The organism is Mycobacteroides immunogenum (genome assembly GCF_001605725.1).
GTDB lineage: Bacteria > Actinomycetota > Actinomycetes > Mycobacteriales > Mycobacteriaceae > Mycobacterium > Mycobacterium immunogenum.
Map to the genome: position 1 here is coordinate 3,137,445 of NZ_CP011530.1, position 26,526 is coordinate 3,163,970.

At 64.8% G+C, this 26,526-nt stretch carries 23 protein-coding genes; 8 read left to right on the forward strand and 15 right to left on the reverse strand.

All coding sequences use genetic code 11. The features are described from left to right. Together aspS and ABG82_RS15305 are read right to left on the reverse strand one after the other, a co-directional pair. Positions 1-1,803: an aspartate--tRNA ligase gene (gene aspS / locus ABG82_RS15300; RefSeq protein WP_043075506.1), complete on the reverse strand. Its 1,803-nt coding sequence runs from the start codon at positions 1,801-1,803 to the stop codon at positions 1-3. 132 nt (positions 1,804-1,935) lie between these two features. Continuing rightward, positions 1,936-3,486 (reverse strand): carboxylesterase/lipase family protein, encoded by a 1,551-nt coding sequence (locus ABG82_RS15305; RefSeq protein ID WP_078343226.1) that lies wholly within the window; start codon positions 3,484-3,486, stop codon positions 1,936-1,938. 102 nt (positions 3,487-3,588) lie between these two features. Between ABG82_RS15305 and ypfJ the strand changes: the two genes are divergently transcribed. Further along, positions 3,589-4,476 (forward strand): KPN_02809 family neutral zinc metallopeptidase, encoded by an 888-nt coding sequence (gene ypfJ / locus ABG82_RS15310; protein ID WP_043075505.1) that lies wholly within the window; start codon positions 3,589-3,591, stop codon positions 4,474-4,476. Positions 4,477-4,481: 5 nt separating this feature from the next. Here ypfJ and ABG82_RS15315 read toward each other — a convergent pair whose 3' ends face one another. After that, positions 4,482-5,489, reverse strand: a complete 1,008-nt coding sequence (locus tag ABG82_RS15315) for an Rv2578c family radical SAM protein (protein ID WP_043075504.1) — start codon at positions 5,487-5,489, stop codon at positions 4,482-4,484. A 77-nt stretch (positions 5,490-5,566) separates the two neighbouring features. Between ABG82_RS15315 and ABG82_RS15320 the strand changes: the two genes are divergently transcribed. Next, entirely contained in the window at positions 5,567-5,998 is a 432-nt protein-coding gene (locus ABG82_RS15320; protein WP_043075503.1) for a VOC family protein, read from the forward strand. Positions 5,999-6,039: 41 nt separating this feature from the next. Beyond that, a complete protein-coding gene (locus tag ABG82_RS15325) occupies positions 6,040-6,390 on the forward strand; it encodes a gamma-glutamylcyclotransferase family protein (protein WP_043075502.1) in 351 nt (116 codons plus the stop codon). On the opposite strand, the gene ABG82_RS15330 is transcribed toward ABG82_RS15325, so the two are convergent. The 4 genes from ABG82_RS15330 to ABG82_RS15345 are packed head-to-tail and all read right to left on the reverse strand — an operon-like array spanning position 6,372 to position 10,604. Then, a complete protein-coding gene (locus ABG82_RS15330) occupies positions 6,372-7,493 on the reverse strand; it encodes an alcohol dehydrogenase catalytic domain-containing protein (protein WP_043075501.1) in 1,122 nt (373 codons plus the stop codon). The two genes, ABG82_RS15325 and ABG82_RS15330, sit on opposite strands and share 19 nt — an antisense overlap. A gap of 5 nt (positions 7,494-7,498) precedes the next feature. Continuing rightward, positions 7,499-8,719 carry an aminotransferase class III-fold pyridoxal phosphate-dependent enzyme gene (locus ABG82_RS15335; RefSeq protein WP_043075500.1) on the reverse strand — a complete coding sequence of 407 codons (1,221 nt, stop codon included), beginning with the start codon at positions 8,717-8,719 and terminating at the stop codon, positions 7,499-7,501. After that, positions 8,716-9,732 carry a transketolase family protein gene (locus tag ABG82_RS15340; protein ID WP_052510886.1) on the reverse strand — a complete coding sequence of 339 codons (1,017 nt, stop codon included), beginning with the start codon at positions 9,730-9,732 and terminating at the stop codon, positions 8,716-8,718. The genes ABG82_RS15335 and ABG82_RS15340 overlap by 4 nt, the downstream gene beginning before the upstream one ends. Then, a complete protein-coding gene (locus tag ABG82_RS15345) occupies positions 9,729-10,604 on the reverse strand; it encodes a transketolase (RefSeq protein ID WP_043075783.1) in 876 nt (291 codons plus the stop codon). Before ABG82_RS15345 ends, ABG82_RS15340 begins: the two co-directional genes overlap by 4 nt. Before the next feature lie 288 nt (positions 10,605-10,892). On the opposite strand from ABG82_RS15345, the gene ABG82_RS15350 reads away from it, so the two are divergent. The 3 genes from ABG82_RS15350 to ABG82_RS15360 all read left to right on the forward strand — a co-directional run bounded on the left by ABG82_RS15350 (position 10,893) and on the right by ABG82_RS15360 (position 14,519). After that, on the forward strand, positions 10,893-11,417 hold the full coding sequence (locus tag ABG82_RS15350; RefSeq protein WP_043075499.1) for an Lrp/AsnC family transcriptional regulator: 525 nt from the start codon (positions 10,893-10,895) through the stop codon (positions 11,415-11,417). Positions 11,418-11,550: 133 nt separating this feature from the next. Further along, positions 11,551-13,020 carry an aldehyde dehydrogenase family protein gene (locus tag ABG82_RS15355; protein ID WP_043075782.1) on the forward strand — a complete coding sequence of 490 codons (1,470 nt, stop codon included), beginning with the start codon at positions 11,551-11,553 and terminating at the stop codon, positions 13,018-13,020. Between the two features lie 56 nt (positions 13,021-13,076). After that, positions 13,077-14,519 carry an APC family permease gene (locus ABG82_RS15360; protein ID WP_043075781.1) on the forward strand — a complete coding sequence of 481 codons (1,443 nt, stop codon included), beginning with the start codon at positions 13,077-13,079 and terminating at the stop codon, positions 14,517-14,519. A gap of 36 nt (positions 14,520-14,555) precedes the next feature. On the opposite strand, the gene ABG82_RS15365 is transcribed toward ABG82_RS15360, so the two are convergent. From ABG82_RS15365 to ABG82_RS15375, 3 genes are read right to left on the reverse strand one after another with little or no spacing between them, the layout of a single operon-like run. Then, positions 14,556-14,978 carry a hypothetical protein gene (locus tag ABG82_RS15365; protein WP_043075780.1) on the reverse strand — a complete coding sequence of 141 codons (423 nt, stop codon included), beginning with the start codon at positions 14,976-14,978 and terminating at the stop codon, positions 14,556-14,558. Positions 14,979-14,983: 5 nt separating this feature from the next. Further along, complete coding sequence (gene hisS, locus ABG82_RS15370) at positions 14,984-16,273, reverse strand: histidine--tRNA ligase (protein ID WP_043075498.1); 1,290 nt, start codon at positions 16,271-16,273, stop codon at positions 14,984-14,986. Further along, positions 16,270-16,941: an MBL fold metallo-hydrolase gene (locus ABG82_RS15375; RefSeq protein ID WP_043075497.1), complete on the reverse strand. Its 672-nt coding sequence runs from the start codon at positions 16,939-16,941 to the stop codon at positions 16,270-16,272. Before ABG82_RS15375 ends, hisS begins: the two co-directional genes overlap by 4 nt. Before the next feature lie 145 nt (positions 16,942-17,086). On the opposite strand from ABG82_RS15375, the gene ABG82_RS15380 reads away from it, so the two are divergent. Continuing rightward, the gene (locus ABG82_RS15380) at positions 17,087-17,893 is read left to right on the forward strand and encodes a peptidylprolyl isomerase (RefSeq protein WP_043075779.1); all 807 of its coding nucleotides are present in this window, start codon (positions 17,087-17,089) and stop codon (positions 17,891-17,893) included. 1 nt (position 17,894) lies between these two features. After that, positions 17,895-18,764 (forward strand): MAB family class A beta-lactamase, encoded by an 870-nt coding sequence (blaMAB, locus tag ABG82_RS15385; RefSeq protein WP_043075496.1) that lies wholly within the window; start codon positions 17,895-17,897, stop codon positions 18,762-18,764. A gap of 109 nt (positions 18,765-18,873) precedes the next feature. Here the strand turns inward: blaMAB and ABG82_RS15390 are convergent, their stop codons facing one another. Genes ABG82_RS15390 through secD form a run of 5 tightly spaced genes read right to left on the reverse strand, consistent with a single transcriptional unit; the run spans position 18,874 to position 26,496 of the window. Continuing rightward, positions 18,874-21,240, reverse strand: coding sequence for a RelA/SpoT family protein (locus ABG82_RS15390; RefSeq protein WP_043075495.1), 2,367 nt, complete (start codon positions 21,238-21,240; stop codon positions 18,874-18,876). Between the two features lie 30 nt (positions 21,241-21,270). Beyond that, positions 21,271-21,804, reverse strand: a complete 534-nt coding sequence (locus ABG82_RS15395) for an adenine phosphoribosyltransferase (protein WP_043075494.1) — start codon at positions 21,802-21,804, stop codon at positions 21,271-21,273. Beyond that, positions 21,801-23,477 (reverse strand): ABC transporter substrate-binding protein, encoded by a 1,677-nt coding sequence (locus tag ABG82_RS15400; protein ID WP_043075493.1) that lies wholly within the window; start codon positions 23,475-23,477, stop codon positions 21,801-21,803. Before ABG82_RS15400 ends, ABG82_RS15395 begins: the two co-directional genes overlap by 4 nt. Next, a complete protein-coding gene (gene secF / locus ABG82_RS15405) occupies positions 23,477-24,721 on the reverse strand; it encodes a protein translocase subunit SecF (protein WP_174544368.1) in 1,245 nt (414 codons plus the stop codon). The genes ABG82_RS15400 and secF overlap by 1 nt, the downstream gene beginning before the upstream one ends. Before the next feature lie 17 nt (positions 24,722-24,738). Then, positions 24,739-26,496 carry a protein translocase subunit SecD gene (gene secD / locus ABG82_RS15410; RefSeq protein ID WP_043075491.1) on the reverse strand — a complete coding sequence of 586 codons (1,758 nt, stop codon included), beginning with the start codon at positions 26,494-26,496 and terminating at the stop codon, positions 24,739-24,741. Between the last annotated feature and the right edge of the window lie 30 nt (positions 26,497-26,526).

Genomic DNA, 26,526 nt, shown 5'->3' on the forward strand with positions numbered 1-26,526 from the left:
CTACGCGTTCGCCGGCTTGTCCACCTTGTCGGCCTTGTCGGCCTTCTCGGGTTTGGCGTCGATCCCGGATTCCTTACGCTGCGCGGCGGTAATCGGGGCCGGCGCGTCGGTCAGCGGATCCACACCGCCGCCGGACTTCGGGAAGGCGATGACCTCGCGAATCGAGGAGGTACCCGCCAACAGTGCCGTCACCCGGTCCCAACCGAAGGCGATACCGCCGTGCGGCGGTGCGCCGAAGGCAAAGGCGTCCAGCAGGAAGCCGAACTTCTCCTGTGCGTCCTCGTTGCTGATGCCCATCACCTGGAAGACCCGCTCCTGGACGTCACGACGGTGGATACGGATCGAACCGCCGCCGATCTCGTGTCCGTTGCACACGATGTCGTAGGCATAGGCCAAGGCCGAACCCGGATCGGTGTCAAAGGTGTTCTCCGACTCCGGTTTCGGCGAAGTGAAGGCGTGGTGCACGGCCGTCCACACGCCCGAACCAACCGCCACATCACCGGCGGCCGTGGCGTCATCGGCGGGCTCGAACAGCGGCGCGTCCACCACCCAGGTGAACGCCCACGCGTCGGGGTCGATCAACCCGAGGCGCTGTGCCACCTCACCACGTACCGAACCCAGCAGCGCGCGCGACGACTTGGCGGCGCCCGCGGAGAAGAAGATGCAGTCGCCCGGGTTGGCACCCACATGAGCAGCGAGCCCGTCACGCTCGGTGTCGGACAGGTTCTTGGCCACGGGACCGCCGAGCGTGCCGTCCTCGCCCACCAGAACGTATGCCAGCCCCTTGTGCCCGCGCTGCTTGGCGAACTCCTGCCAGCCGTCCAAGGTGCGCCGTGGCTGATCGGCACCGCCGGGCATCACGACCGCGCCCACGTACGGTGCCTGGAACACCCGGAAGCTGGTCTCGGAGAAGTACTCGGCGCACTCCACCAACTCCAGCCCGAACCGCAGGTCCGGCTTGTCGCTGCCGTAGCGGCGCATGGCCTCCGCGTAGGTGATGCGGGCGATGGGCGTGGGCACGTGGTATCCGATCAAGTCCCACAGCGCCACGAGGATTTCCTCGGCGAGCGCGATGACGTCGTCCTGGTCCACGAAGCTCATCTCGATGTCGAGCTGAGTGAACTCGGGCTGCCGATCCGCGCGGAAATCCTCGTCGCGGTAGCAGCGCGCGATCTGGTAGTACCGCTCCATGCCGGCGACCATGAGCAGCTGCTTGAACAGCTGCGGGCTCTGCGGCAGCGCGTAGAAACTGCCCGGCTGCAAACGCGCCGGGACCAGGAAGTCGCGCGCACCCTCAGGTGTCGAGCGGGTCAGCGTCGGGGTCTCCACCTCGACGAAATCGTGGCGCGACAGCACACTGCGTGCGGCCGCGTTCGCCTTGGAGCGCAACCTGATCGCGCTGCCGGGTCCTTCGCGGCGCAGGTCGAGGTAGCGATACTTCAAACGCGCTTCTTCACCCGCGGTCTCGTCGAGCTGGAACGGCAGCGGCGCGCTCTCGTTGAGCACCGTGAGTTCGGCGGCATTCACTTCGATCTGGCCGGTAGGGATTTCCGCGTTGGCGTTGCCCTCGGGCCTGACTTCGACCACACCGGTGACCTCGACGCAGAACTCCGCGCGCAGCCGGTGGGCCTGCTCCAGCACAGTGTCATCACGGAACACCACCTGGGCGACACCGGAGGCATCACGCAGGTCGATGAAAATGACGCCGCCGTGGTCGCGCCGGCGTGCCACCCAGCCGGCAAGCGTCACTCGCTGCCCGGCGTTCGACTCCCGCAACGAACCGGCGTCATGAGTGCGCAGCACGAAAGATCCCTTCGAAAAGTCAGTGTTGAGACATTTGAGCCTAGCGGTCCGTATTTTCCCGCCGACGAGTGCGAGCGTCACGCGATTTTCGGGCCACCTTTCCGCGCCAGGCTCGCACTCGACGGAGGCGGCTCAGTGCACCTGGGCCCAGGCGATACGGCGGACCGAGTCGGGGTCCTCGATGGTGACGTCCGAACGCGATCGGATGATCCGCGTCTGCCGGCCGTCAGCGCCATAGGTCGGCCAGTCCCGCGGTCCGTCGCCGGTGGCGAAATCCAGCCAGGCCCGTTGCATGCGGCGCCCCACCGAGGGCATCATCCGCGCACCCAGCGGACTGAGCAGCATGCCCACGAACGATCCATAGCTGTGGTGCACGTGCACGATCTCACTGCCATGGGTCGCGCCCAAGCCGAGTAGCCGCAGTCCCCACGCGGTGTGGTCGAAGCGGTACATGTAGGTGTCCACGAAGGCACTGTAGGCATCGGCAAAGGCCCACATGGGTGCGGCGAACATCGCGTCGGAGCCCACCGCGACAAGTGCCTGTCGGCTGGGATAACCGGGATAGGCGGCGATGATCGCGTCCTGATACTCCGGGCCGATCCGATTGAAATACCCGTTCACGGTGGGCTCGGTGGTGGGCAGCATTGGCGGCTTCACGCGGGCGAACATCGACGCCTCGTGACTGTTGGACCCGATGATGAGCGGCACCTGATGCACCTCGCCACGCCGGGCCGCCTCGATCGGGTGATGCGGCAGCAGCTCGGTGCCGTGCGCGAGTCCGTATCCGAGGACCGGAGTTTCTGTGGCGCTCTCAATCTGGAGCTTGGCCGCGCCACGGCGCAGCTCACGTTGGGGCAGCACCTTGAGCCTGCTGGGATCGGTGACGTCCAGCAGCTCCAGGTATCGATGCGCACGCTTATCGCGCAGTGCCTTGTCGGCGATCAGCGGCAGTGCCGGGCTCTGGGCGATGGCACGGCCGAACAATCCCTCCGCCGCCGGGCTGGCCAGCAACGCCAGCACCGATGTCCCCCCGGCCGACTCGCCGAAAATCGTCACGCTGTCCGGATCGCCGCCGAACGCCGCGATGTTGTCGCGTACCCATGTCAACGCCGCGATCTGATCGCGCAACGCCAGATTGTCATCGAAGCCATCCCCGAGCGCACTGAGCTCCAGCCCGCCCAGGGCTCCGATGCGGTAGGTGACGTTCACGACGACGACGTTGCCGTTGGCGGCCAGCCGCGCACCGCTGTACAACTCCAGCTGCCCGGCACCGAACACGAATGCACCGCCGGGAATCCACACCATGACGGGCAGGCTGGCGTGCACGTCCGGTGACCACACGGTGACGGTCAGGCATTCTTCGCCGCGGATCTTGGGATCGTCACGGCCGGCACCCACGAACGACTTTCCCTGCGGCGGCAACGGGGCATGTTCGATGGCGTCGCGCACACCGTCCCAGGGCAGCAGCGGAACAGGCGCCAGAAATCGGAGCTGCTCGACGGGCTGCTGCGCGTAGGGGACGCCGCGCCAGACCGAAACGCCGCCCTCGGTCGTACCCCGCAGCTCCCCCAATGGCGTACGGACGACGGTCGGCACAGCGACGTCAACGGCCACGTCCCGAATCGTAATGCGGGCGGGGGCTACAGACACGTCGACGCCGCCGGAAAGTATTGGAGGTGACATGAACTCTTCGCCATGTAGCGGTACGTGGGTCTGAGGAGTATGCAAAGGTATCGGCAGCCGACAGCACAGTGGCGCGAACACAGACTTGGGAGTGGCAGACCAATGACCTTCAACGAAGGCATGCAGATCGACACCAGCACCACCTCGGGCGGCGGCATGGGCCGCGGCCCGAAAATGGCCATCGGTGGCGGTGTCGGCGGGTTGCTGATCGCGGTGGTGGTGATGCTGCTCGGCGGCGATCCCAGCCAGGTCCTGCAACAACAAGGCCCGCAGCAAGCCGGCCCCGCGCAGGGGCAGACACAGGATTTCAGCCACTGCAGAACCGGTGCCGACGCGAACAAGTCGTTGGACTGCCGCATCATCGCGACGGGGAACTCGGTGGACGCCGTCTGGACTCAGATTCTCGGCCCGAAGTACCCGCGGCCGAACGTCAAGCTGTTCAGCAATCAGGTCAACACCGGATGTGGCGCCGCGACCACCGAGGTAGGCCCGTTCTACTGCCCGGCCGACCGCACCGCCTACTTCGACACCAGCTTCTTCCAGGTGTTGGTCGACCAGTTCGGCTCCAGTGGCGGCCCCTTGGCGCAGGAGTACGTGGTGGCCCACGAGTTCGGTCATCACGTGCAGAACCTGTTCGGGGTGCTGGGCAAGAATCACCGCTGCGCCGAGGGACAGGCGGGCGGCGGCGTGTGCACCGAACTGCAGGCCGACTGCTACGCGGGTGTCTGGGCCAAGCACGCGTCCACCACGGTTCAGGAAGGTACCGGCGTCCCGTTCCTGAAGCCGTTGACGGATCAGGATATTCGTGACGCTTTGTCGGCGGCATCGTCGGTCGGCGACGACCGGATCCAGAAGCGGGCCACCGGGCGGGTCAACCCCGAGGCGTGGTCCCATGGCTCATCCGAGCAGCGCCAGCGCTGGTTCACCCAGGGATACAACACCGGCGACTACCGCACCTGCGACACCTTCAACGCGCAGAGCCTGAACTAACCCGCCTAGAAAAGTGTCGGCTCCAGCGCTGGAGCCATTTTCACCGGCCGCGCTGGGGTCTCCTCCCGATGCGAGGCCAGCCCATACTTGCGCACCAATGGCCCGACGCGCTCGCGCAGCCACGCGCGATACTCGGCGGGTACGTAGGCACCCTTGCGATACAGCTCGCGGTATCGGCTGACGAGCTCGGGATGCGATTGCGATATCCAGGACATGAACCAGCCCCGGGTAGTCCCCCGCAGATGCAAGGGGAAGACGGTGACGCCCGCCGCACCGGCGGCGGCGATCCGGCTCAACAGATCATCGAGATGCTCGGTCGTGTCGGTGAGGAACGGAAGCACCGGCGCCACCATGACATGCGGTTCGAATCCGGCCTCACGCGCCGCGGCGATCAGCGACAGCCTGGCCTGCGGCGACGGGACCCCTGATTCGACCTCCCCGTGCAGCGCCTCGTCTCCGATGGCCAGCGATATCCCCAGGCTCACCGATACCTGTCCAGCGGCCTCGGACAGCAGCGGCAGATCCCTGCGCAGCAATGTGCCTTTGGTCAGGATCGACATGGGCGTACCTGACTCTGCCAGCGCCGCAATGATTCCCGGCATCAGCTGGTAGCGCCCCTCGGCCCGCTGATAAGGATCGGTATTGGTGCCGAGTGCCACTGTCTCGCGGGTCCACGACCTGCGACCGAGCTCCTTCCTGAGCACCGGAACCAGGTTGGTCTTCACCACGATCTGAGTGTCGAAATCGGCGCCGCTATCGAACTCCAGGTACTCATGGGTGGGGCGGGCGAAACAATACCGGCAGGCGTGTGCACAGCCCCGAAAGGCATTGACCGTGAACCGAAATGGCAGCATGGAGACCGCGGGCACCTTGTTCAGCGCGGACTTGCAGAGCACCTCGTGAAAGGTGATGCCTTCGAACTCTGGCGTGCGCACGCTGCGCACCAGACCGATACGCTCCAGTCCGGGGAGAGCGCCATCGTCGGCGTTCAACGTCTGAGCATCCCACCGCATGCGTCCATGCGAACATATGTTCGATACTCCTGTCAATCCCCTACGCGGTGTCGGAACACGAATCTAGGGTTGGTCTCATGAAGCAGCAGTTGCACTTTGTCACTATCGCCGCAACGGATCTGGACGCCACTCGACATTTCTACGGCGCGCTGGGCTGGACCCCGCTGCTGGATGTCGAAGGCGAGATCGTCTTCTACCAGAGCGCCCCGGGACAAGTGCTGGGCTTCTTCCTCGCGGACAAGTTCAACGAGGATCTCGCCACGCCGGGTGACCAGGCACGAGTCTCCGGAATCACCTTGGCGCACAACGTCGACACCCCCGAAGATGTCAACGAGCTGTCCGGCATCATGGCTGCCGCGGGTGGCACAGTTCTCAAGCATCCGCAGCCTGGGCAGTTCGGCGGGGTGTTCCACGCCCATGTCCAGGACCCGAACGGACTGATCTGGGAAATCGCACACAACCCGGGCTGGCGGATCGGTCCGGATGGCGCCGTACACCTCGGCGCCTGACACCCTGAGCGGCCCATGCGGCGGCCTGGTTGACTGAGCAGGTGACGGATACCGCGACCGAACTCCTGTTTTCTTACGGCACTCTGCAACAGCCCGAGGTGCAACGCAGCACATTCGGTCAGGAGCTCGACGGCCGTGCCGATGCCATTGTGGGGTTCGATCTGGACTACGTGACCATCACCGACCCACATGTCATCGAGACCAGCGGTAGCGACCGCCATCCCATCCTGCGCCCGTCTGCTGACGCGGCGGCGGAAGTTCCCGGCACGGTATTCTCCATCACCGCCGCGCAGCTCGCTGCCGCCGATGAGTACGAAGTCGATGACTACCAACGGGTTTCCGTGCCGCTGCGTTCCGGTGCCAATGCCTGGGTCTACGTGTTCGCCGGCTGATCGAACATGATCACCTGACGAATGGCCAGGCCGTCGGCCAGTAGATCCATCGCCTCATTGATCTGCGCGAGTTCTATCCTGGACGAAATGAGCTTGTCCACAGGCAATTTCCCTGCCCGCCACAGTTGGGCATAGCGCGGAATGTCCCGCGAGGGTACCGCGGTCCCCAGATAGCTGCCCACTACTGTGCGTGCCTCGGCGGTGACTGTCAGCGGGGAGATCGAGGCCCGCGCCGCCGGTGCGGGCAGCCCGACGGTGACCGTGGTGCCACCCGGCCGGGTGGCGGCGAAGGCCGTCTCGAAGGCGCGTGGATGCCCGGCGCATTCGATCACATAGCGCGCCGAAATACCCTGCTCCAGGACTTCGTCGGGCGCGTATGCCTCACTGGCACCGAGTGCCACGGCTTGAGCACGCTTCTGTCCCACCGTATCTACCGCGATGATTCTTTCCACGCCAACCGCTTTCGCGGTGATGACGGCGGCCATCCCCACGCCGCCGAGCCCGACGATCATGACCGTGTCCGTGGGTGCGGGCTTGGCGACGTTGAGCACCGCACCGCCTCCGGTGAGCACCGCGCACCCGAGAACCGCCGCCACATCGGGAGGGACGTCCAGACCCACCGGCACCACCGAGGCGCGGTCGACGACCGCGTGAGTAGCGAATGCCGACACCCCCAGGTGGTGACGAATGGGGGTCCCCGCGCGGTGCAGTCGCAGCCCATCGCGAAGCAATAGGCCGGCGTTGTTGGCCGCCGATCCGGCCGAGCACGGCAACCGGCCGTCCTGGGCGCACGCCTCGCATTGTTCGCAGCGTGGCAGGAATGTCATCACCACGCGCTGCCCGTGCCGGATATCGGTGACCGCGGAGCCGGTACCCACCACGATTCCTGCTGCTTCGTGTCCGAGCAACATGGGCAGCGGGCGCGATCGGTTGCCGTCGACCACGCTCAGATCGGAGTGACAGACGCCGGCCGCCTCGATCCGGACAAGCAGCTCCGTCGGCCCGGGTTCGGCCAGATCGACCTCGCCGACGGAGATCGGCCGCGACAGCGCAAAAGGCCTGGCGCGTCCCGATTCTTCCAGCACCGCCGCGGTGATCTTCATCGAAGTCACCGATTCCGTGCCAACGATTCGAAGGCCGCATCGGTGTGCCGCAATGCCTCATCGATGTCGTCGTCGGAATGCGCGGACCCGAGGAACCAATTGTGATACGGATGCACGTAGACGCCGCGCGCACCGGCCTCATCACACCAGCGGCGGGTGAGCGCGAAATCATCGTCGTCGGCAAAGTGCAGCAACGGCATCTGCACCGGACCCGACTGGGTGATCGCGAAGCCGTGGGCCACCGCCTGCGCCGCAAGCCCGTCACGCAGACGCTGTCCCGCGCGCTGAATGTTCTGCAACGCATCGGTATCGCGCAATTCGGTGATGGTGGCGATGCCCGCCGCCATCGACGCCGCGGAGAACCAGAACGAGCCCGTGGCATAAATCCGGGAGGCCGCCTCACGCAGTGCTTCCGTTCCGGTGACGGCGGCCAACGCGTAGCCATTGGCGATGGCCTTGGACCAGGCCGACAGGTCGGGACGCACTCCCAGCGGCTCCCAACTGCCTGCGAGCGCAAGGCGGAACCCACAACGGACATCGTCGAGAATCAGTGCCGCGCCTGTCTTGTCACACAGAGCACGCAGCCCGCGCGCGAACTCCGGATCGGCAAGTTCCTGGTCCCGCCGCACGTCATGGCGGAAGGGACAGACGATGATGGCCGCAAGGTCATCGCCGGCACGGTCCGCCGCGGCGTGTACCGACGCCAGATCGTTGTATTCGAAGTAGTCCAGATGGGCCCGATCCTCAACGGTAACACCGACATTCACCGGTGTGCACCACGGCACTGCCCCATGGTAGGCGCCGTGTGCCATCAGTACTTTGCGGCGGCCGGTCGCCGCCCGGGCGATGGTCAGGCACGCGGTGGTGGCGTCCGTCCCGTTCTTGGCCAACAGTGCCCAATCCGCGTGAGCGATGGTGTCGACCAGGAGTTCAGCCAGCTCCACCATGACGGGCGCCGCCCCATTGAGGCAGTCTCCCTGCTCGAGTTGCCGCTGCACCGCATGCTGCACTCGTGGGTGCCGATGACCGAGCACCACCGGCCCCCATCCGCACATGAAGTCGAGGTAGATCTTTCCTTCAGTGTCCGTCAGGCGGCAGCCCTGTCCACTAACCATATACTGCGGCAACGTATCCGAGAACTCCAGGACGTTCATGTGTCCGTAGATTCCCCCGGGAATGACGGTGGCGGCACGCTTGGACAGCCCGGTGTCATTGTCGGCCGTCATCGCAGTAGTTCCTTGGCCACCTCGGCGATACCCGGTGCGTCCAATCGGTATGCCGCGTACAGCGCGGCCGGCGGCCCGACCGGTATGTATTCGTCGGGGACACCATGCTTGCGGAATCGCACCCCCTGCACGCCCGCCTCGAACAAGGCCTCTGCGACTGCCGTGCCGAGCCCATTGGTGATGTTGTGTTCTTCCACCGTCAGGATCGCGCCGGTCTCACGTGCGGCGGCAAGCACCTCTTCGGTATCGACACTGCTTACCGTGTGCATGTCGACAACCCTTGTGCTGATCCCACATTCGGCGAGCTCCTCGGCGGCGGCCAAAGCGGGATGCACCTCGGTGCCGGTAGCGATGATGGTCAGATCCGTGCCCTGCCGGATTCTGATGGCCTTGCCGAACGTGATGTCCGGTACCGATGCATAGACCTCAGGATCGCGACCACGACCCAGCCGGATGTACATCGCCCCCGGGTGGTCCACGGCCGCGCGCAAGATCGCGCGCAGGTGGTTGGCGTCGGTGGCGCACACGACTGTCAATTCGGCGAATGTGCGCAGCACCCCAAGGTCTTCCAGCGCGTGGTGGCTGGTGCCGTAGAACCCCATCGACATGCCCGAGTGGTGGCCCACGACACGCACCGGCATCCGCGGGTAGGCGCAGTCGGTGCGAATCTGCTCGGCACATAGCAATGCCGAGAACGAGGCGAAGGTCGCCGCGAAGGGCACATATCCACACGACGCCATGCCTGCCGCCGTGGTGATCATGCCCTTTTCGGCAATCCCCATGTTAAAGAAGCGATCCGGGTGCCGATCGGCAAAGTCGGTGGCCCGGTTCGCGCTGGCGAGGTCGGCGGTCAGCACCACTACCCGCGAGTCCGCGTCTGCGAGGTCGGCCAACTCTTCACCGAACACGAACGCCGGAATCGAACTCACATCGCTGCCGTCGAAAGAACGCTTGTCACGCAGCTCGGTGGCTCCACCGCCGAAAATCTCTGCCTGATCCTGAGTCTCGGTCATTTCGCTTCCTCCAGCGGGCGCAGGCCGGCTTCCAGCTCTGCGATCACGTCGTCGTAGTCGGCCCCAACAAGATTGCCGACGTGCCAGTCGGGGTTGTATTCCATGAGGCGCACACCGCGTCCCTTCACCGTGTCCGCCACGATCAGCTGTGGCGGACCGTCTTGTACGTTCGGCAGACCGTCGAAGACATCGAGCAGCTGGTCCAGATCGTGCCCGTCCACCCGATGCGTCTGCCAGCCAAAGGCCCGGAATCGGTCTTCAATGGGCTCGACAGCCATCACGTCATCGGTGAAGCCATCGATACACAACATGTTGCGGTCCACGATGGCAACCAGGCGACCCAGCCGATAGTGGCCGGCAGCATTGGCCGCCTCCCATATCTGCCCCTCGTGCAGCTCGCCATCACCGAGCATGCAGAAAGTCCGGTACAGCCGCTTGCCCACCCGTCCGGCCAAGGCCATCCCGACGGCAATCGACAGCCCGTGTCCCAGCGACCCGGAGCTGAAGTCCACGCCGCGAACCTTTTTCATATCCGGGTGATCTCCGAACGGGCTGCCCAGCCGGGTGTAGTTGTCGAGCTCCGCGGGATCGAAGTAGCCGACGTCGGCCAGAATCGGGTAGAGCCCGATTGCCGCGTGCCCCTTGCTGAGCACGAATCGGTCACGATCCGGCCACTTCGGTTCGGCCGAGTTGTATTGCAAAATCTCGTAATACAACGCAGCGAAGAGCTCCGCCGCCGAGAACGAGGACGTATAGTGCCCGGCTCCCGCGATCTTGGACAGCCGCACCGTCTCGAGGCGGACGAACTTGGCACGATCGGAGAGGTGTTTGATGAGGGCTTCGCGGTCGGGTGTGCCCTGGGTCGGAATCATCGGATTCTGCTCCTTTGCAGGTGGCGAGGCTAGGAAGCGGCATTGTTCGCCAATGGCTTTGTGGCGCAACAGGTGCGATTTCTTGTACCGGGTTTGATTGAGTCGGTGCCCCGATATCGTGGGATATGCTTCGACCGGATGCTCGCGATACTGAACTTCCTTCGGAATTTCGGCCAAACTAAGCACTTTTTTCATCGGCCATCCGTATCGTCGCAATGAATCCGAAGGAATCGCCGCATCCGGACCACGGCGATGCACACGTCAATCCGGTCGATCAGGAGGTCAGGCATGCAACGGTATGAGGACGAGCGGCCACGCGAGATCAAGACCGACGAGATCGATGAACTGCTGCTCTGGGAGCTCAATGCCAACGGCCGCATTCCCAACAATGAGCTATCACGTAAGGCCGGAATCGCGCCGTCGACCTGCCACGCCCGCATCAAGCGCCTCGAACAACTGGGTTTGATCAAGTCGATCAACGCCTTTGTGGACTACGAGGCGCTCGGTTTCCCGGTACAGGCGATCGTGTTCGTCCGGCTCCCCCCGCCGGCCCGGGATCAGGTCAAGGACTACGCCAGCCGCGTCATTCAGTTTCCTCAGGTACTCAACGTGTTTCACATGGGCGGGCCCGATGATTTCCTGATTCATGTGGCCTGTACATCGACCAGCCAGCTACGCGATTTCGTCGCCACCAAGCTGAGCGCCGGCCCCGTCGCGGCCACCACCACAAGCATCGTCTTCGACCATTACATCGGCATGCAGCACATGGAGTACGTCAGCGGATACGAGGAGATGCGGCGGCCGATCCATTAGTCACCGAAGAACATTCGGTGGGGCGCCGTCGACGGGTCCGCCCGGCCGAAATTCTTCGCGACATCGGAACCGGATTGAGCACGATGTTCGGAGTTCATCCGTGGTTGGGGGCGCGTTTCGCATCATGGGCGACATGAGCGCACCGATGCACACGCTGACCCAATACCGAATGTCGATAGCCGGCATGCCGCGCGACAGTGCCACCGGCGAGGTCATCGAGATCCGGAACAAGTTCGACGGCAACCTCATCGGCACCGTACCCGCGGGGACAGTCCAGGACGCTCAGGATGCGCTGGACGCCGCCCCACGGGGATTCTCGGTCTGGTCGCAGACACCGACATTCCGGCGGGCCGCGATCCTCCAGGACGCGGCGGCGCAGATCAGGACCCGCCGCGACGATCTCGGTGCGATGCTTTCGGCCGAGAATGGCAAGACGTTCGCGCACGCACTGATGGAGATCGACACCACTGCGCGCATCTTTGATGGGTTCGCCGAGGAATCCAAACGACTCTTCGGTCAGACCATCCCGCTCGATATCCAGGAGGGTATGCAGAGCGACCTGATGGTGACCATGCGTGAACCGCTCGGGGTGATGGTCGGGATCGTTCCCTTCAACTTTCCTGCCGAGCTCTACGCGCACAAGGTGGGCGCAGCACTCGCCGCCGGCAACGCGATGATCGTCAAGGCACCCGAAGACGACCCGATCGTCGCCATCATGCTGACTGATATCCTGCACCGTGCCGGAGTCCCGGCTGCCGCACTGCAATTGGTGACAGGCTACGGCGAGATCGTCGGCGACCATTTGTCCAAGAGCCCCGACATCGCCGCGGTCACCTTCACCGGTAGTACCGCGGTCGGCGCGATCATCGCCGCCAACGCGGGCAGAAACATCGTTCGGGTATTCCTCGAACTCAGCGGCAATGACGCGTTCATCGTCTGCGAGGACGCCGATCTGGATGCGGCGGTGGACCATGCCATCACCGGACGCACCTACGCCAACGGGCAGGTCTGCGTCGCCACCAAGCGCATCATGGTGGTCCGTTCCCGGTACCAGGAGTTTCTTACCCTGCTCGGTGATCGGGTCCGTGGGCTGAAGGTCGGCGATCCGTCGTGTGACACCACCGACGTGGGACCGCTGATCACCGTGAAAGCCGCCTGTGCGGTGGAGCAACAGATCCAGGACGCGGTCCGGCAGGGCGCACGGCTCGTTGTCGGCGGCACGCGCCGGGGAGCCTTCATAGATCCCACGCTGTTGGAGATCGATACCCACGTCGGCATCGCCACCGATACCGAGATCTTCGGTCCGGTCTTCGCGCTCATGGCGGTGGACAACGTCGACGAGGCCATCGACATCGCCAACTCCTCGCAGTTCGGTTTGAACGCCGCGGTATTCACCCACGATCTTCGCCGGGCCATCGACGCGGGGCGGCGGATCAAGGCAGGCATCGTTTCGGTCAACGGCGGCAACACCTATCGGCCGGATGCGGCGGCATTCGGCGGCTACCGGAAAAGCGGCCTGGGCCGTGAGGGAATCGCCTACACCCTCGATGAATTCACTCAGGTCAAGAGCATCGTGCTGCGAGGAGTGCTCACCTCCGAGTGAAACGCCACCGTATACGCCCGCACTGCCCGACAATGCCGTCAGAAGGTGAAAACACGATGATCAATGCTTCCCACACCGAATCCCACGACGCCGCAGACTCCCCCAGCATGCTCAACCGCGGGCTCGGGGTCGGGTCCATCGTCTTCATGGTCGTCGCGGCCGCGGCACCGCTGGCAGTGGTGACCGCCAGCATTCCTCTCATCGTCTCGGTGAGCGCCAGCACCGCGGCGCCGCAGTTCTTTCTGGTGGCAATGGCCGTCTTGGCCTTGTTCTCGGTCGGCTTCACCTCGATGAGCAAGTACGTACCGAACGCCGGCGCGTTCTATTCGTACATCCAACGCGGACTGGGACGCCATATCGGTGTCGGGGCCGCGGCATTGGCGATGGGGTCATACGCGGTAATGCTTTTGGGGCTCTACGCGTATCTGGGCGTGGCAACCTCCGCACTTTTGTCGGCGGTCCACGTCGACATGCCGTGGTGGGCCAGCGCGCTCGGGTGGATTTCCTTGGTCGGCGTGCTCGGCTACCGCGATATCGAACTCAGTTCGAAGGTGCTCGGTGTGCTACTCGTCGCCGAGACGCTGGCTGTCGTCCTCGTCGATATCGGCGTCATCACCAGTGGCGGAGCCGCCGGCCTGACCCTGCAACCGCTGCTGCCCAGCACGTTCACGACAGGCGCGCCCAGCCTCGGCCTGATGTTCGGATTCTTCTGTTTCATCGGGTTCGAGGCCACCACCGTGTTTCGCAACGAGGCCAGGGATCCGGATCGCACCATTCCCCGCGCGACCTTCATCGCGGTGGTTTTCATCGGCCTGTTCTACGCCCTGGCCGCATGGGTCGTGGTCGTCGGGCTGGGCACGGACAATGCGGTGAGCATGGCGTCGGCACAGCCGGAATCTGTGGTGCAGAACCTGGCTCGCGGTTATGTGTCGCCGATCCTGACGGACGTGATCCAGGTGCTCCTGGTGACGAGTTTCTTCGCGTGTGTGCTGTCTTTCCACAACGTCATCACCCGGTACCAATTCACCTTGGCCACAAAGGGTTTACTTCCTCAACCGTTGGCGACAATCGATCGCAGGCACCGTACTCCCTCACGTTCGTCACTGACCTTCACGATCATTTCACTCGTCGCGATGGCCGCTGTTGCCGCGGCGGGGTGGGACCCCATCAAGCAGGCCTATATGTGGTGTACGGGCGCATCGACACTCGGGCTGGTTGCTCTCATGGCCATGACCAGCCTGGCTGTGATCGTGTTCTTTCGCAGCACGGAACATGAGACGGGCCGCTGGCATGCCGTCGTCGCACCGGGGCTCTCGTTCGTGGGGCTCACCGCGATCCTGCTGCTGGTGATCAAGAACTTCCCGCTGCTCGTGGGCAGTACCACAACGGCATTGGTGCTGGGCGGACTCATCACGGCAATCTTCGTCACCGGATTGGGCGTAGCCGAGCGGGTGCGGCGCACCCGGCCGGACAAGTACCGCGCGCTGAACCAGGACTAGCGCACGGCGCGGCTTTTCGCCGGAGGCGCTAGCGGGTTACCACTGCCGCAGTGAACAGGTGACCGCGGTCTCGCCATCTGCCTGAGTCGCCAGTGCGCCGTCCACGTACACCTCGCAATGAAATACGGGGGCGCCGGTCACGGCCTTGGCCGCCGCGCTGGCGCTCACGTATGCCCACTGGGTCGGGTCGTTCAACGTGGTCTCGACAACGAAGGGCGAGTCGGGGGCGATACGCGTCGAGTTACGCACCAGGTACTTGCTCGATTCCGAGTCGTACGCGGACTTGCTCGGCGGCTCATTCTGCAGAACCAGAGTCTGCGACAGGAAGTCACGATCGGAACTGATCACATACTTCACCTGGTGCGTAGCCGCCTGCGCCATCGGGGCGATGGCCACCGACGAGAGCGTCAGGGCTGCGGTACTGGCCGTGGCGAGCAGAGCTGCTGTGATACGTCCCATACGTGTCATATCCGCGATGCTAGCCGCGCCGTTACTTCGCCGACAATCGAATCGATCGGCACCGGCTGCTGAACACCGTCGGCGAGCGTCTTGAGCTCGATGTTTCCTTCTCCGATTTCCCGGTCCCCGGCGACCAGCGCGATCGAGGCACCCGAGCGGTCCGCACCACGCATCGCGCCCTTGAGTCCGCGGTCTCCGTAGGCAATATCGGTGCGAATCCCTGCGCCGCGCAGCTGCGCCGCCACCTTCACCAGTACCGATTTCGCTTCCTGGCCAAGGGGTACACAGAACACCTCACAGCGCCCGCTGTCCCCCACCGTGACACCCTCGGCACGCAACGCGAGCACAGTTCGATCCACACCGAGCCCAAACCCGATACCCGACAATGACTGTCCACCGAGTTGCGCCATCAGGCCGTCATAGCGCCCGCCGCCACCGATACCGGATTGCGCACCAAGTCCGTCATGCACGAATTCGAAGGTGGTCTTGGTGTAGTAGTCCAGGCCGCGCACCAAACGGGGGTTCACCACATACGGCACTCCCAGCGCGTCCAAGTGACCCAGGACCTGATCGAAGTGTGCCTTGGCTTCCTCCGACAGGTGATCGAGCATGAGCGGCGCATGGGCCGTCATCTCACGCACCTCGGGCCGCTTGTCATCAAGCACCCGAATGGGGTTGATACGGGCCCGTTCCCGTGTTGCCTCATCCAGGTCCAGGCCGAAGAGAAATTCCTGCAACAACTCTCGGTACTGCGGCCGGCACGACGCGTCACCCAGTGAGCTGATCTCCAAACGGAAGCCGGTCAGGCCCAGAGAACGGTATCCGGCGTCGGCGATCGCGATCACCTCGGCGTCCAGGGCCGGATCGTCGACACCGATCGCTTCCACGCCCACCTGCTGCAGCTGACGGTAGCGGCCGGCTTGCGGACGCTCGTAGCGGAAAAAGGGCCCGGCATAGCGAAGTTTGGCAGGAAGCTGGCCGCGGTCCAGACCATGCTCGATGACCGCGCGCATCACCGGGGCCGTGCCCTCGGGACGCAGGGTCACCGACCGATCACCACGATCGGCGAAGGTGTACATCTCCTTGCTCACCACATCGGTGGATTCCCCCACCCCGCGGGCGAACAGCCCGGTGTCCTCGAACACCGGTAGCTCGATATAGCCGTACCCGGCAAGGCGTGCCTGCTCCAGCAGCCCATCGCGGACCGCCAGGAATTGCGCCGAGTCCGGTGGCACATAGTCCGGAACGCCCTTGGGGGCCTGGAAGGACGAAGCGCCGGAAGTGTTTTCGCTCACTGGATTCCTTCGAGGAACGGGTTGGCGCGTCGCTCGTCGCCGATGCTGGTGGCATTGCCATGCCCCGGCAGCACGACGGTCGAATCGTCGCGGGTGAGCAGCTTGGCCGCAATCGAGTCGAGCAGCTGCTGGTGATTTCCGCCGGGCAGATCGGTACGCCCAATCGACATCTGGAACAGGGTGTCGCCGCTGAACACCACATCGACCGGACCGGTATCGCTATCCACCTCGATACCGAAAACCACGGAACCGCGAGTGTGGCCCGGCGTGTGATCCACGGTGAGCGTGATCCCGGCCAGCTCCAACTTGTCGCCGTCACCGATCTCGACCAACTCCTTGGGCTCGGTGAATACCTCGCCCTGAATGAACTGAGCCAGCCCCGGACCGATCCCGGCCAGCGGGTCGGCGAGCATCACGCGGTCGTCGGGATGGATGTAGACGGGAATCCCATATTCATCGGCAAGCGGCTGCGCGGTCCAGGTGTGATCCAAATGTCCGTGGGTCAGCAGCACGGCCTCCGGGGTGAGAGCACGCTCGGCGAGAATCTCCTTGACGCCGTCGATGGCGTCCTGGCCGGGATCGACGATGACGGCGGGGCCGCCCTCATGGGGCGCCACGATGTAGCAGTTCGTTGCGAACATGCCCGCGGGAAAACCGGTGATCAGCACCCGACCAGCTTAGGCGGCGGCGATGAGCCGCTTGCGCGAAGAGCATCTTGAGGGTGTTGCACCTTCTCTCAGGTGTGGCTGGCACACTCTCTGGCGACCTACATTCTTCGATGATTCTTCAATGGACGCCCGAGAAGGAGAGCCGGTGCCGACCAACGAGCAGCGACGTCAGACTGCCAAGCGCAAGCTGGAGCGACAGCTGGAGAACCGTGCCGAGCGTGCCCGTAAACAGCGGATCTGGGCGATTGGCGGTGCCGCGGTGGTCGCCGTCATCGTCGCGGTAGCCATCACCGCATGGTTCGCCATCAACAAGAGCGACAAGCAGACCGACCAGGCGCAGGCGGCCCCAACGGCCGGCGAGGTCGATTGCACGTATCCGGCCGCCGGCGCGGCCGCAAAGAAGGTGGACCCGCCGCGCTCGGGCAAGATCCCCAACACCACGGCGCAGATCAGCATGAGCATGAAGACCAACCAGGGCAATATCGGTCTGGAACTGGACAACGCGCGGGCCACCTGCACCGTCAACAGCTTCGTCAGTCTGGCCCAGAAGGGGTTCTTCGACAACACCACCTGCCATCGCATCACGGGCGGCGGCCAACTGTCGGTCCTGCAGTGCGGTGATCCCACCGGGACCGGCACCGGCGGCCCCGGCTACCAGTTCGCCGACGAGTACCCGGTGACACCGGGCGATTCGAGCGGCAGCCCCATCGACTATCCGGCGGGCACGCTGGCCATGGCCAACTCGGGACCCAACACCAACGGCAGCCAGTTCTTCATGGTGTACGCCGACTCGAAGTTGCCGCCGAACTACACCAAATTCGGCACCATCGACAAGACGGGCCTGGACACCCTGGCCAAGATTGCCAAGAACGGCATCAAGGCCGGCGCGCGTGGCGCGGGTGACGGCGAGCCCGCCCAGGAAGTCAAGATCATCGACCTGCAGCTGGACTGACATGTTCTCGCGTCGCGTGCTGCTCGTCGGTGGTCTGTCGGCAGTCGGTGTGGCGGCCGTCGGTTGCTCACGCGCCGACGACCGTCAACAGAAATCGACAGAACTGGCCTCGCTGGAACAGGATTTCGGTGGGCGCCTCGGCGTGCACGCACTGGACACCGGATCGGGCGACACGCTGAGCCACCGGGCCAATGAGCGCTTCATCATGTGCTCGACGGTCAAGACGTTCATCGTGTCGGCCATCTTGCACCGTCGTCTCAGCGAACCGGGCCTGTTGGACAAGCGAATTCAGTACACACAGGCCGACCTCCAGGAATGGGCGCCCATCGCGTCCCAGCATGTCGGCGAAGGCATGACCATTTCGGAGTTGTGCGATGCGACGATCCGCTACAGCGACAACACCGGGGCCAACTTACTCATCGCCGAGCTCGGGGGCCCGAAGGAAACCGAGAAGTACGTCCGCAGCCTGGGCGACAACGTCTCTCGGATGGATCGCCTCGAAGAGCAGCTCAACATCCCCGACGGCGACTTGGATACCTCGACCCCGTCGCAACTGGTGACCAATCTGCGCAGGCTGGTCCTCGATGAAGGGCTTGATGGTCCGGGTCGCGAGCTGCTGACCGACTGGCTGAAGCGGAACACCACCGGCGATCAGTCCGTCCGGGCGGGTGTCCCGGCCGGGTGGACCGTCGCCGACAAGACCGGCGGTGGATTCAAGGGCGAAACCAACGACATCGCAGTGATCTGGCCGCCGGGCCGTGCTCCCATCGTCGTTGCGGTGCTGGCGATTCCCGACGACCCGAAGTCCACGAAGGGCAAGCCGACGATCGCCGCCGCGACCCGCATCGTGCTGAAAGCCTTCGGCACCTAGCGCGCCTCGCGAGATCGACGTTTTGTAGACGCGCACTCGCACTTTCTCTGCGAAACGTCGATCTCGACGCACCCGAGAGCGCGGCTTACGGCACCCGGCCGGGCATGCGCTAGGCCGCGCTGGTCACCCGGTAGACGTCGTAGACGCCCTCGACGTTGCGCACCACGTTGAGAACGTGGCCCAGATGCTTGGGGTCTCCCATCTCAAAGGTGAAGCGGCTGATGGCTACTCGATCATTTGAGGTGGTCACCGAGGCGGACAGGATGTTGACCCGCTCATCGGCCAGGGCCCGGGTCACATCGGAGAGCAACCTGTGCCGATCGAGGGCCTCAACCTGGATGGCCACCAAGAACACCGAGGATGCCGACGGCGCCCAGTGCACCTCGATGATCCGTTCCGATTGCTGTTGCAGGGATTCGGCGTTCGTACAGTCGGTGCGGTGCACGCTGACTCCCCCGCCCCGGGTCACGAATCCCAGGATCTGGTCGCCAGGTACCGGCGTGCAGCATTTGGCGAGCTTGGTCAGCACACCGGGCGCCCCGGGCACCGCGACCCCGACATCATCGGAGCGCCGCTGCCGGATCGGCATGGTCGACGGCGTGGAGCGTTCAGCCAGCTCCTCCTCGGCGCTATCCACACCGCCGAGCTGTGCGACGAGGCGCTGCACCACATGCCGGGCGGAGACATGCCCCTCGCCCACCGCGGTGTAGAGCTGTGAGGTGTCCTGGTAGCGCAGCTCACGGGCCAGCGCGGCCATACCTTCACCATTGACCAAGCGCTGCAAGGGAAGACCACCGCGGCGTACCTCGCGCGCGATGGCGTCCTTGCCGGCTTCGAGCGCTTCCTCACGCCGTTCCTTGGCGAACCACTGCCGGATCTTCGCCTTGGCGCGCGGTGACACCACAAAGGTCTGCCAGTCGCGCGACGGTCCGGCATTGGCGGCCTTGGAGGTGAAAACCTCCACCACTTCCCCGTTTTCGAGCTTGCGCTCCAGCGCCACCAGCCGGCCGTTGACGCGGGCACCGATGCAGCGGTGCCCCACCTCGGTGTGCACGGCGTAGGCGAAGTCCACCGGTGTCGATCCGGCGGGCAACGTGATGACGTCACCCTTGGGGGTGAAGACGAAAATCTCCTGAACCGCCAGGTCGTAGCGCAGCGATTCCAGGAACTCACCGGGGTCGGCGGCCTCACGCTGCCAATCGAGCAGCTGACGCATCCACGCCATGTCGTCGATCTCGGCGGCGGCGTGCGTGGGTGGAGCTCCGTTGCGGCCCTTGGCTTCCTTGTATCGCCAGTGCGCGGCAATGCCGTATTCGGCGGTGCGGTGCATATCTCGGGTGCGGATCTGCACCTCCAGCGGCTTGCCCTCGGGGCCGACGACCGTGGTGTGCAGGGACTGGTACACCCCGAAACGCGGCTGGGCGATGTAGTCCTTGAACCGGCCCGCCATGGGCTGCCACAGCGAGTGCACCACACCCACCGCGGCATAACAGTCGCGAATCTCGTCGCACAGGATGCGCACACCCACCAGGTCATGAATGTCGTCGAAGTCGCGTCCCTTGACGATCATCTTCTGATAGATGGACCAGTAGTGCTTGGGACGTCCCTCGACGGTGGCACTGATGCGCGAACTGTTAAGAGTGGCAACGATCTCGGCGCGCACCTTGGCCAGGTAGGTATCGCGGGACGGCGCCCTGTCGGCCACCAGCCGCACGATCTCCTCGTACTTCTTGGGGTGCAGAATCGCGAAGGAGAGGTCTTCGAGTTCCCATTTGACGGTGGCCATACCGAGCCGGTGTGCCAGCGGCGCAATCACTTCCAGCGTCTCGCGGGCCTTACGTGCCTGCTTCTCCGGCGGCAGGAACCGCATGGTGCGCATGTTGTGCAGCCGGTCGGCCACCTTGATCACCAGCACCCGGGGATCGCGCGCCATCGCGATGATCATCTTGCGAATGGTTTCGCCCTCGGCGGCGTTTCCCAGCACCACCTTGTCGAGCTTGGTCACCCCGTCGACCAGGTGAGCCACCTCGGTACCGAATTCCGCGGTCAGCTGTTCCAGGCTGTAGCCGGTGTCCTCGACGGTGTCGTGCAGGATCGCCGCCACCAGCGTGGTGGTGTCCATGCCGAGCTCGGCCAGGATGTTCGCCACCGCGACCGGATGGGTGATGTAGGGATCACCCGACTTGCGGAACTGTTCGGCGTGCCGGCTCTCCGCCACCTCGTAGGCACGCTGCAGCACCGATCGGTCGGCCTTGGGGTAGAACTCGCGATGAACCGCGATGAGCGGTTCCAGGACCGGGCTGACGGCACCGCGCTGGGCGGTCATCCGGCGGGCCAGCCGCGCCCGCACCCGGCGCGACGCGCTCATGGTGCCGCCGCTTACCCGCAACGACTCGGTTACCGGCCCGGGATCGCTCACGGCAGGCAAGGATTCGACCGCGACCCGATTCTCGCTGGGCACTTGCTCGTCAGCCACGGTTCACCTCCTACCGCAATAGATTATCTCTCAGATCGCGCGCAGCGCAGTTAATGGGAGCGGCGCCACGGCCGCGCGGCCGCCCAGATCCGACAGTTCCAGGACAACGCCCGCACTGATCACATCGGCTCCCGCGGTGGTCAGCAGCCTCGCGGTTGCCGCCAGCGTTCCTCCAGTGGCCAGCACATCGTCGACAATCGCCACCCGGCGACCGGTGAGCTCCACCCCGTCGGCCGGGATTTCCAGCGCCGCGGTGCCGTACTCGAGCTTGTAGGTCTGGGCGTGCACCGGCGGTGGCAACTTCCCGGCCTTGCGTACCGCCAGCACGCCCACCCCGAGCCGGATCGCCACCGCGGCACCGAGCAGGAAGCCACGCGCGTCAATCCCCGCGATGAGGGTGGCGCCCGATGCCGCCTCTGCCAACGCGTCGGTGACGCGCGATAGACCCCGGGCATCCGCGAACAGCGGTGTCAGATCCTTGAACTGCACTCCCGGTTCGGGAAAATCAGCCACCTCACGGGTCAGCGAGGCGACAAGTTTCGCAATCTCGTCCGGGGCCGTCACGTGGGCAACACCCAACGATCCATGTTCCAGCCGGCACCCCACCGGGTGACGCTGGGCGTGGCGGCGTACATCGACTTCGGTGCGATCAGCACCCGCGGCTGCCGGTAGAGCGGCAACGTGGGCAGGTCGTTCCACAGGATCGCCGAGGCGTCGCCGAGTAGCCGGCTCTGATCCCTGGCGTTGGTGGTCACCGCAAGGGCGGCGATGATGCCGTCGATCTGGCCGTTGGCGTAGTTCGCCGGGTTCTTTCCCTCGCGCGAGCGCAGGGCGTAGGCGTCCATGAGCCAGGACCCGGTCGAACCGCTTCCGGGCGCGCCACCGATGGAGCTGAGCAGCGCGTCAACCTGGTTGTCCCGCAGCGAATGCGGTCCGGTCTCGGGCGAGCTGACATCCTGCACGGTGATCCCGGCTGGTTCGCAGGCCTGCGCCATGGCAGAGACGATGGCCGCGCGCCGCGGATTGGGCGCCTGGTAACCCACCCGCAGCGTCAACGGATGATTCGCCGCTGCCGCGCGGGCCGCGATCGGGTCCGAGCGCATGAAGCGGCCCGCTTCGGCGGCGGCCTCCACCGAGGCGAACGAATCCCCGATGCTGGTGTCCAGCCGCGCGTTCATCACTGGCACGCCGGCGATTCCCGCGATGGCGTCACGCGGCGTGCACAAGGCGACAGCGCGGCGCAGGTCCGGGGCACCGACGGATCCCCCGGCACCGAAGATGAGCTGTTCCACACCTGAACCGGGTTCCTCGGTGCGCACAAAGCCGTCGGGTGCGGTGAGTGTCCCGGCCGACCCGGCCGCGACATCGACCACCTCAAGATCGCCGTCGGAGAGCCGCTTTTGCACGTCGATCCCGCTGGGCCACACCGTGACCCGCTTGGTCACCGGCGGGTTGCCCCACCACTTGTCATTGGCCACCAGCACCACGGACCCGTCGTCGTTGTACCCGTCGACCTTGTACGGGCCCGACGACGGGAACTTCGACAGGTCCAGATCGGAGTCAAGGTTCCACTGGTTGTTCCAGAAATCGGCGATCTTCTGCAGCACCGGAACATCGTTGGCCGCGATGGCGGCGACCAGATCGATGTTCCCGCCCAGCTTGTCGGCGATCACGTGCCACGGCAACATCGTGGTGGCGGTGAACAACTGAGTCCAGTCCGTGAAGGCGCGATCAGGAGCGAAGGTGACCCGGGCGGTCTTCTGCCCCGGTTTGCAGTCGACCGTGGAGATGTCCGCGTATCCCGCCGTGCTGGCGGCATCGAAGTCGGGCATCCTGCCGGATTGCGCGAACCAGGCCAGCACCATGTCTTCACAGGTCACCGGCTTGCCGTCGGAATAGACGGCCTTCTCGTTGATGGTGTAGTCCAGCACCAGCGGAATCCGGCCGACCACTTCGACGGAGCCGAAATCGTGGTCGGCGATCACCTGGCCGTCGGGCCCGTGGAAGCCGAAGCCGGTGAGCACCCGGTTGAACGCCTGCGCCCCGGCCGAGGCGTTACCCGCCACGCCGTTGACGTTGTACGTGGTGAGACGACCGTCGACGGCGTAATCCAGCGTTTTCGCCGCCGAGGTCCAACACGAGGTCAACAGCCCCGCCGCGAGCAGCACCGTGGTGGCGATGGCGCCGATTCGCGCGATTCGTTGAGCCCCGGTCCGTGCTGGACTTCGTGAATCCATCAGTGCCGCCGCACGTTTCGCTTACCTTGAGGGCGGGCGCCGGGCTTGGGTTTGGCGGGGCGGACTCCGGCTGCGGGGACATCGGAGGCGGTCGCCTTCACTGCCTTTGTTCCTGAGGCGGCGTCGGCCAGCTGCGGCGCGTCCGGCTTACGACGGCTCAGCACCTTCTTGGTATGGCTGGCCACCAGGTCGGTGCGTTCACGCAACGCCACCAACAGCGGGGTGGCGAAGAAGATCGACGAATAGGTACCCACCAAGATGCCGACCAGCTGAACCAGCGCCAGGTCCTTCAGCGTGCCCACACCCAGCAGCCAGATGGCGACCACGATGAGCGAGAGCACCGGGATGGCCGAGATGAGGCTGGTGTTGATGGACCGCATGAACGTCTGGTTCACGGCCAAGTTGGCGTGCTCGGCATACGTGCGCCGCGACGTGTGCTGGAAACCGTGGGTGTTCTCTTCCACCTTGTCGAACACGATCACGGTGTCGTACAAGGAGAATCCAAGGATGGTCAGCAGACCGATCACCGTCGCGGGGGTGACCTCGAAGCCCACCAGCGAGTACACGCCGGCAGTGACCAGCAGGTCGAAAACCAGCGCGGCCAGCGCGGCCAGCGACATGTAACGCTCATAACGCACGGCGATGTAGATGCCGGCAAGTACCAGGAACACCGCTAGCGCGAGGATCGCCTTGTTGGTGATCTGACTACCCCAGGTCCCCGACACCGTCGAATCGCTGATGGCGTTGATGGACGGCTTGCCGTCCGGCCCCTTCGGCGCGAACTTGTCGAAGAGCGCCTTGTGCAGCTTCGCCGATTCGTCGTTGTCGAGAGTCTCGGTGCGGATCTGAATCGAAGCCGTCGCACCGCTGCCCGTCACGACCACCGATTCGGCGTCCCGTCCCAGTGTCTGGCTGAAGACGTCCTCGGTCTGCTGGACGGTGGCCTCACCCTTCGGGAACGACACCTTGGTGCCGCCCTTGAAGTCGATGCCGAAGGCGAACCAGTTGATCGCGATGGACAGGATCGCGATCAACATGAAAGCGCCACTGATCCCGAACCACAGCTTGCGCTTGCCGACCACGTCGACCGCTCCGGTTCCGGTGTACAGGCGGTACAGGAATCCGTGTTCGGGTGCGGCGCTATTGGCTTCAACCGCCGTAGATTTGGGTTCCTTGGCGGTGCTTTCCGTGGCTTCCTTGGCGTCGTCCACGACATCCTTGTCGGTGCCGTTGCCGTTGCTCACTGTGCCGTTGCTGGTACTCATGCGTGTGCTGCCGCCTTACGTTCGCGGGCAATCTGCTGGACCGCGCCGAGCCCGTTGTACGCGGGCTTGGACAGGGTCGCGGACTTCGAGGACAGGTAAACCAGTGGCCATGTCACCAGGAAGACCACGACCACGTCGAGGATGGTGGTGAGCCCGAGGGTGAACGCGAAGCCCTTGACCTGCCCGATGGCCAGGATGTAGAGCACCACGGCGGCCAACAGGGTTACCGCGTTACCCGACAGAATCGTCTTACGGGCACGAGCCCAACCGCGCGGTACCGCCGAGCGGTAGGAACGGCCTTCTCGTATCTCGTCTTTGATGCGCTCGAAGAACACCACGAACGAGTCCGCGGTGGTTCCGATACCGATGATCAAACCGGCGATACCCGCGAGATCGAGGGTGTACGAGATGTATCTACCCAGCAGAACCAGGATCGCGAACACCATCGCACCGGAGGCCACCAGCGAGAGCGCGGTCAGCAGGCCCAGGACGCGGTAGTAGATCAGCGAGTACAGCAGCACAACCGCCAACCCGATGCCACCCGCGATCAAACCCGCCTTGAGCGAAGTCAATCCCAGTGTCGCCGAAACAGTTTCGGCATCGGAAGATTCGAACGAGAGCGGCAGCGAACCGTACTTGAGTGCGGCGGCCAGCTGCTTGGCCGAGGCGGACGTGAACTGCCCGCTGATCTCAGTCTTGCCGCCCGGGATCGGCTCACGAATCGCCGGCGCGCTGATCACCTTGGAGTCCAGGGTGAACGCCGTCTGGGTGCCCTGCTGCCAATGTGAGGAGGTGTAGTCCGCCCAGACCTTTGCGCCGGTGGGCTTGAATTCCATGCTCACCACATAGATACCGCGCTGCTGATCCAGACCCGAGCTGGCGTCCTTGATCTCTTCACCGCTGATGATCGACTTGTCCAGCAGGTATGCGGCCTTTCCGCCTCCACTGTCGTCGCCACAGGTGACCAACGGCAGGTTGGGGTCGTCGTTCCCGGCCAGCGGGTCGTCGGAGTCATAGCAACGCGAGGCCTGAACCTGCAGGGCCAGCATCTGAATCCGCGGGTCCTCGCTCTGCCTGATCTGCTTCTCGAAGTCGATCAGCTGCTTGCGTTCCTCACCGCTACCCGGCTTCGGCGGCAGATCGGCGGGAGGCGCCGGAGCCGTTGTCGCGTTCGGGGTGGCCGGCTGCGTCACCGGGGCAGGCGGCGGTGGCGGTGGCGTGGTGGTCTGCGCCGGGTACGGCCGCGGCTGCGGTTTCGGAGAGGCAGGCGCGGGCTTACCCGCGGGCTGCGGCGGCGCTCCTTCGCCGGCGGGGGCCGGTTGGCGCCCCTGCGGGGGTGCCCCGGCGCCCGGCTCCGGGCTTTCCTTGGGCTGAGCGGGTACCGCCTGCACGACGGGCCGGATGTAGAGCTTTGCGGTCTGGCCGAGGTTGCGGGCCTCGCTGCCGTCATTTCCGGGGACCGTGATGACCAGGTTGTCGCCGTCGATGATGACCTCGGACCCGGACACACCGAGACCGTTGACGCGCGCATTGATGATCTGCTGCGCCTGCGTCAATGCTTCCTTGGTCGGCTTGGAACCGTCGGGGGTGCGTGCCGTCAGGGTGACACGGGTGCCACCCTGCAGATCGATGCCGAGCTTGGGTTTTGGCTGCTTATCGCCGGTCAGAAACACCAGCAGATAGGCGCCAATGAGCAGCACCAGGAAGGCACCGAGATAGCGCATGGGATGCACAGGGGCCGATGACGAGGCCACGTGTCCGGTCTCCTTGCTTGTCGAGGGCGG

Excerpts from the sequence above, each read along its gene's own strand:
- ABG82_RS15305 (WP_078343226.1), bottom strand. The coding sequence starts at position 3,486 with ATGTCACCTCCAATACTTTCCGGCGGCGTCGACGTGTCTGTAGCCCCC.
- ypfJ (WP_043075505.1), top strand. The coding sequence starts at position 3,589 with ATGACCTTCAACGAAGGCATGCAGATCGACACCAGCACCACCTCGGGC.
- ABG82_RS15315 (WP_043075504.1), bottom strand. The coding sequence starts at position 5,489 with ATGCGGTGGGATGCTCAGACGTTGAACGCCGACGATGGCGCTCTCCCC.
- ABG82_RS15320 (WP_043075503.1), top strand. The coding sequence starts at position 5,567 with ATGAAGCAGCAGTTGCACTTTGTCACTATCGCCGCAACGGATCTGGAC.
- ABG82_RS15330 (WP_043075501.1), bottom strand. The coding sequence starts at position 7,493 with ATGAAGATCACCGCGGCGGTGCTGGAAGAATCGGGACGCGCCAGGCCT.
- ABG82_RS15335 (WP_043075500.1), bottom strand. The coding sequence starts at position 8,719 with ATGACGGCCGACAATGACACCGGGCTGTCCAAGCGTGCCGCCACCGTC.
- ABG82_RS15340 (WP_052510886.1), bottom strand. The coding sequence starts at position 9,732 with ATGACCGAGACTCAGGATCAGGCAGAGATTTTCGGCGGTGGAGCCACC.
- ABG82_RS15345 (WP_043075783.1), bottom strand. The coding sequence starts at position 10,604 with ATGATTCCGACCCAGGGCACACCCGACCGCGAAGCCCTCATCAAACAC.
- ABG82_RS15350 (WP_043075499.1), top strand. The coding sequence starts at position 10,893 with ATGCAACGGTATGAGGACGAGCGGCCACGCGAGATCAAGACCGACGAG.
- ABG82_RS15355 (WP_043075782.1), top strand. The coding sequence starts at position 11,551 with ATGAGCGCACCGATGCACACGCTGACCCAATACCGAATGTCGATAGCC.
- ABG82_RS15360 (WP_043075781.1), top strand. The coding sequence starts at position 13,077 with ATGATCAATGCTTCCCACACCGAATCCCACGACGCCGCAGACTCCCCC.
- ABG82_RS15365 (WP_043075780.1), bottom strand. The coding sequence starts at position 14,978 with ATGGGACGTATCACAGCAGCTCTGCTCGCCACGGCCAGTACCGCAGCC.
- blaMAB (WP_043075496.1), top strand. The coding sequence starts at position 17,895 with ATGTTCTCGCGTCGCGTGCTGCTCGTCGGTGGTCTGTCGGCAGTCGGT.
- ABG82_RS15400 (WP_043075493.1), bottom strand. The coding sequence starts at position 23,477 with ATGGATTCACGAAGTCCAGCACGGACCGGGGCTCAACGAATCGCGCGA.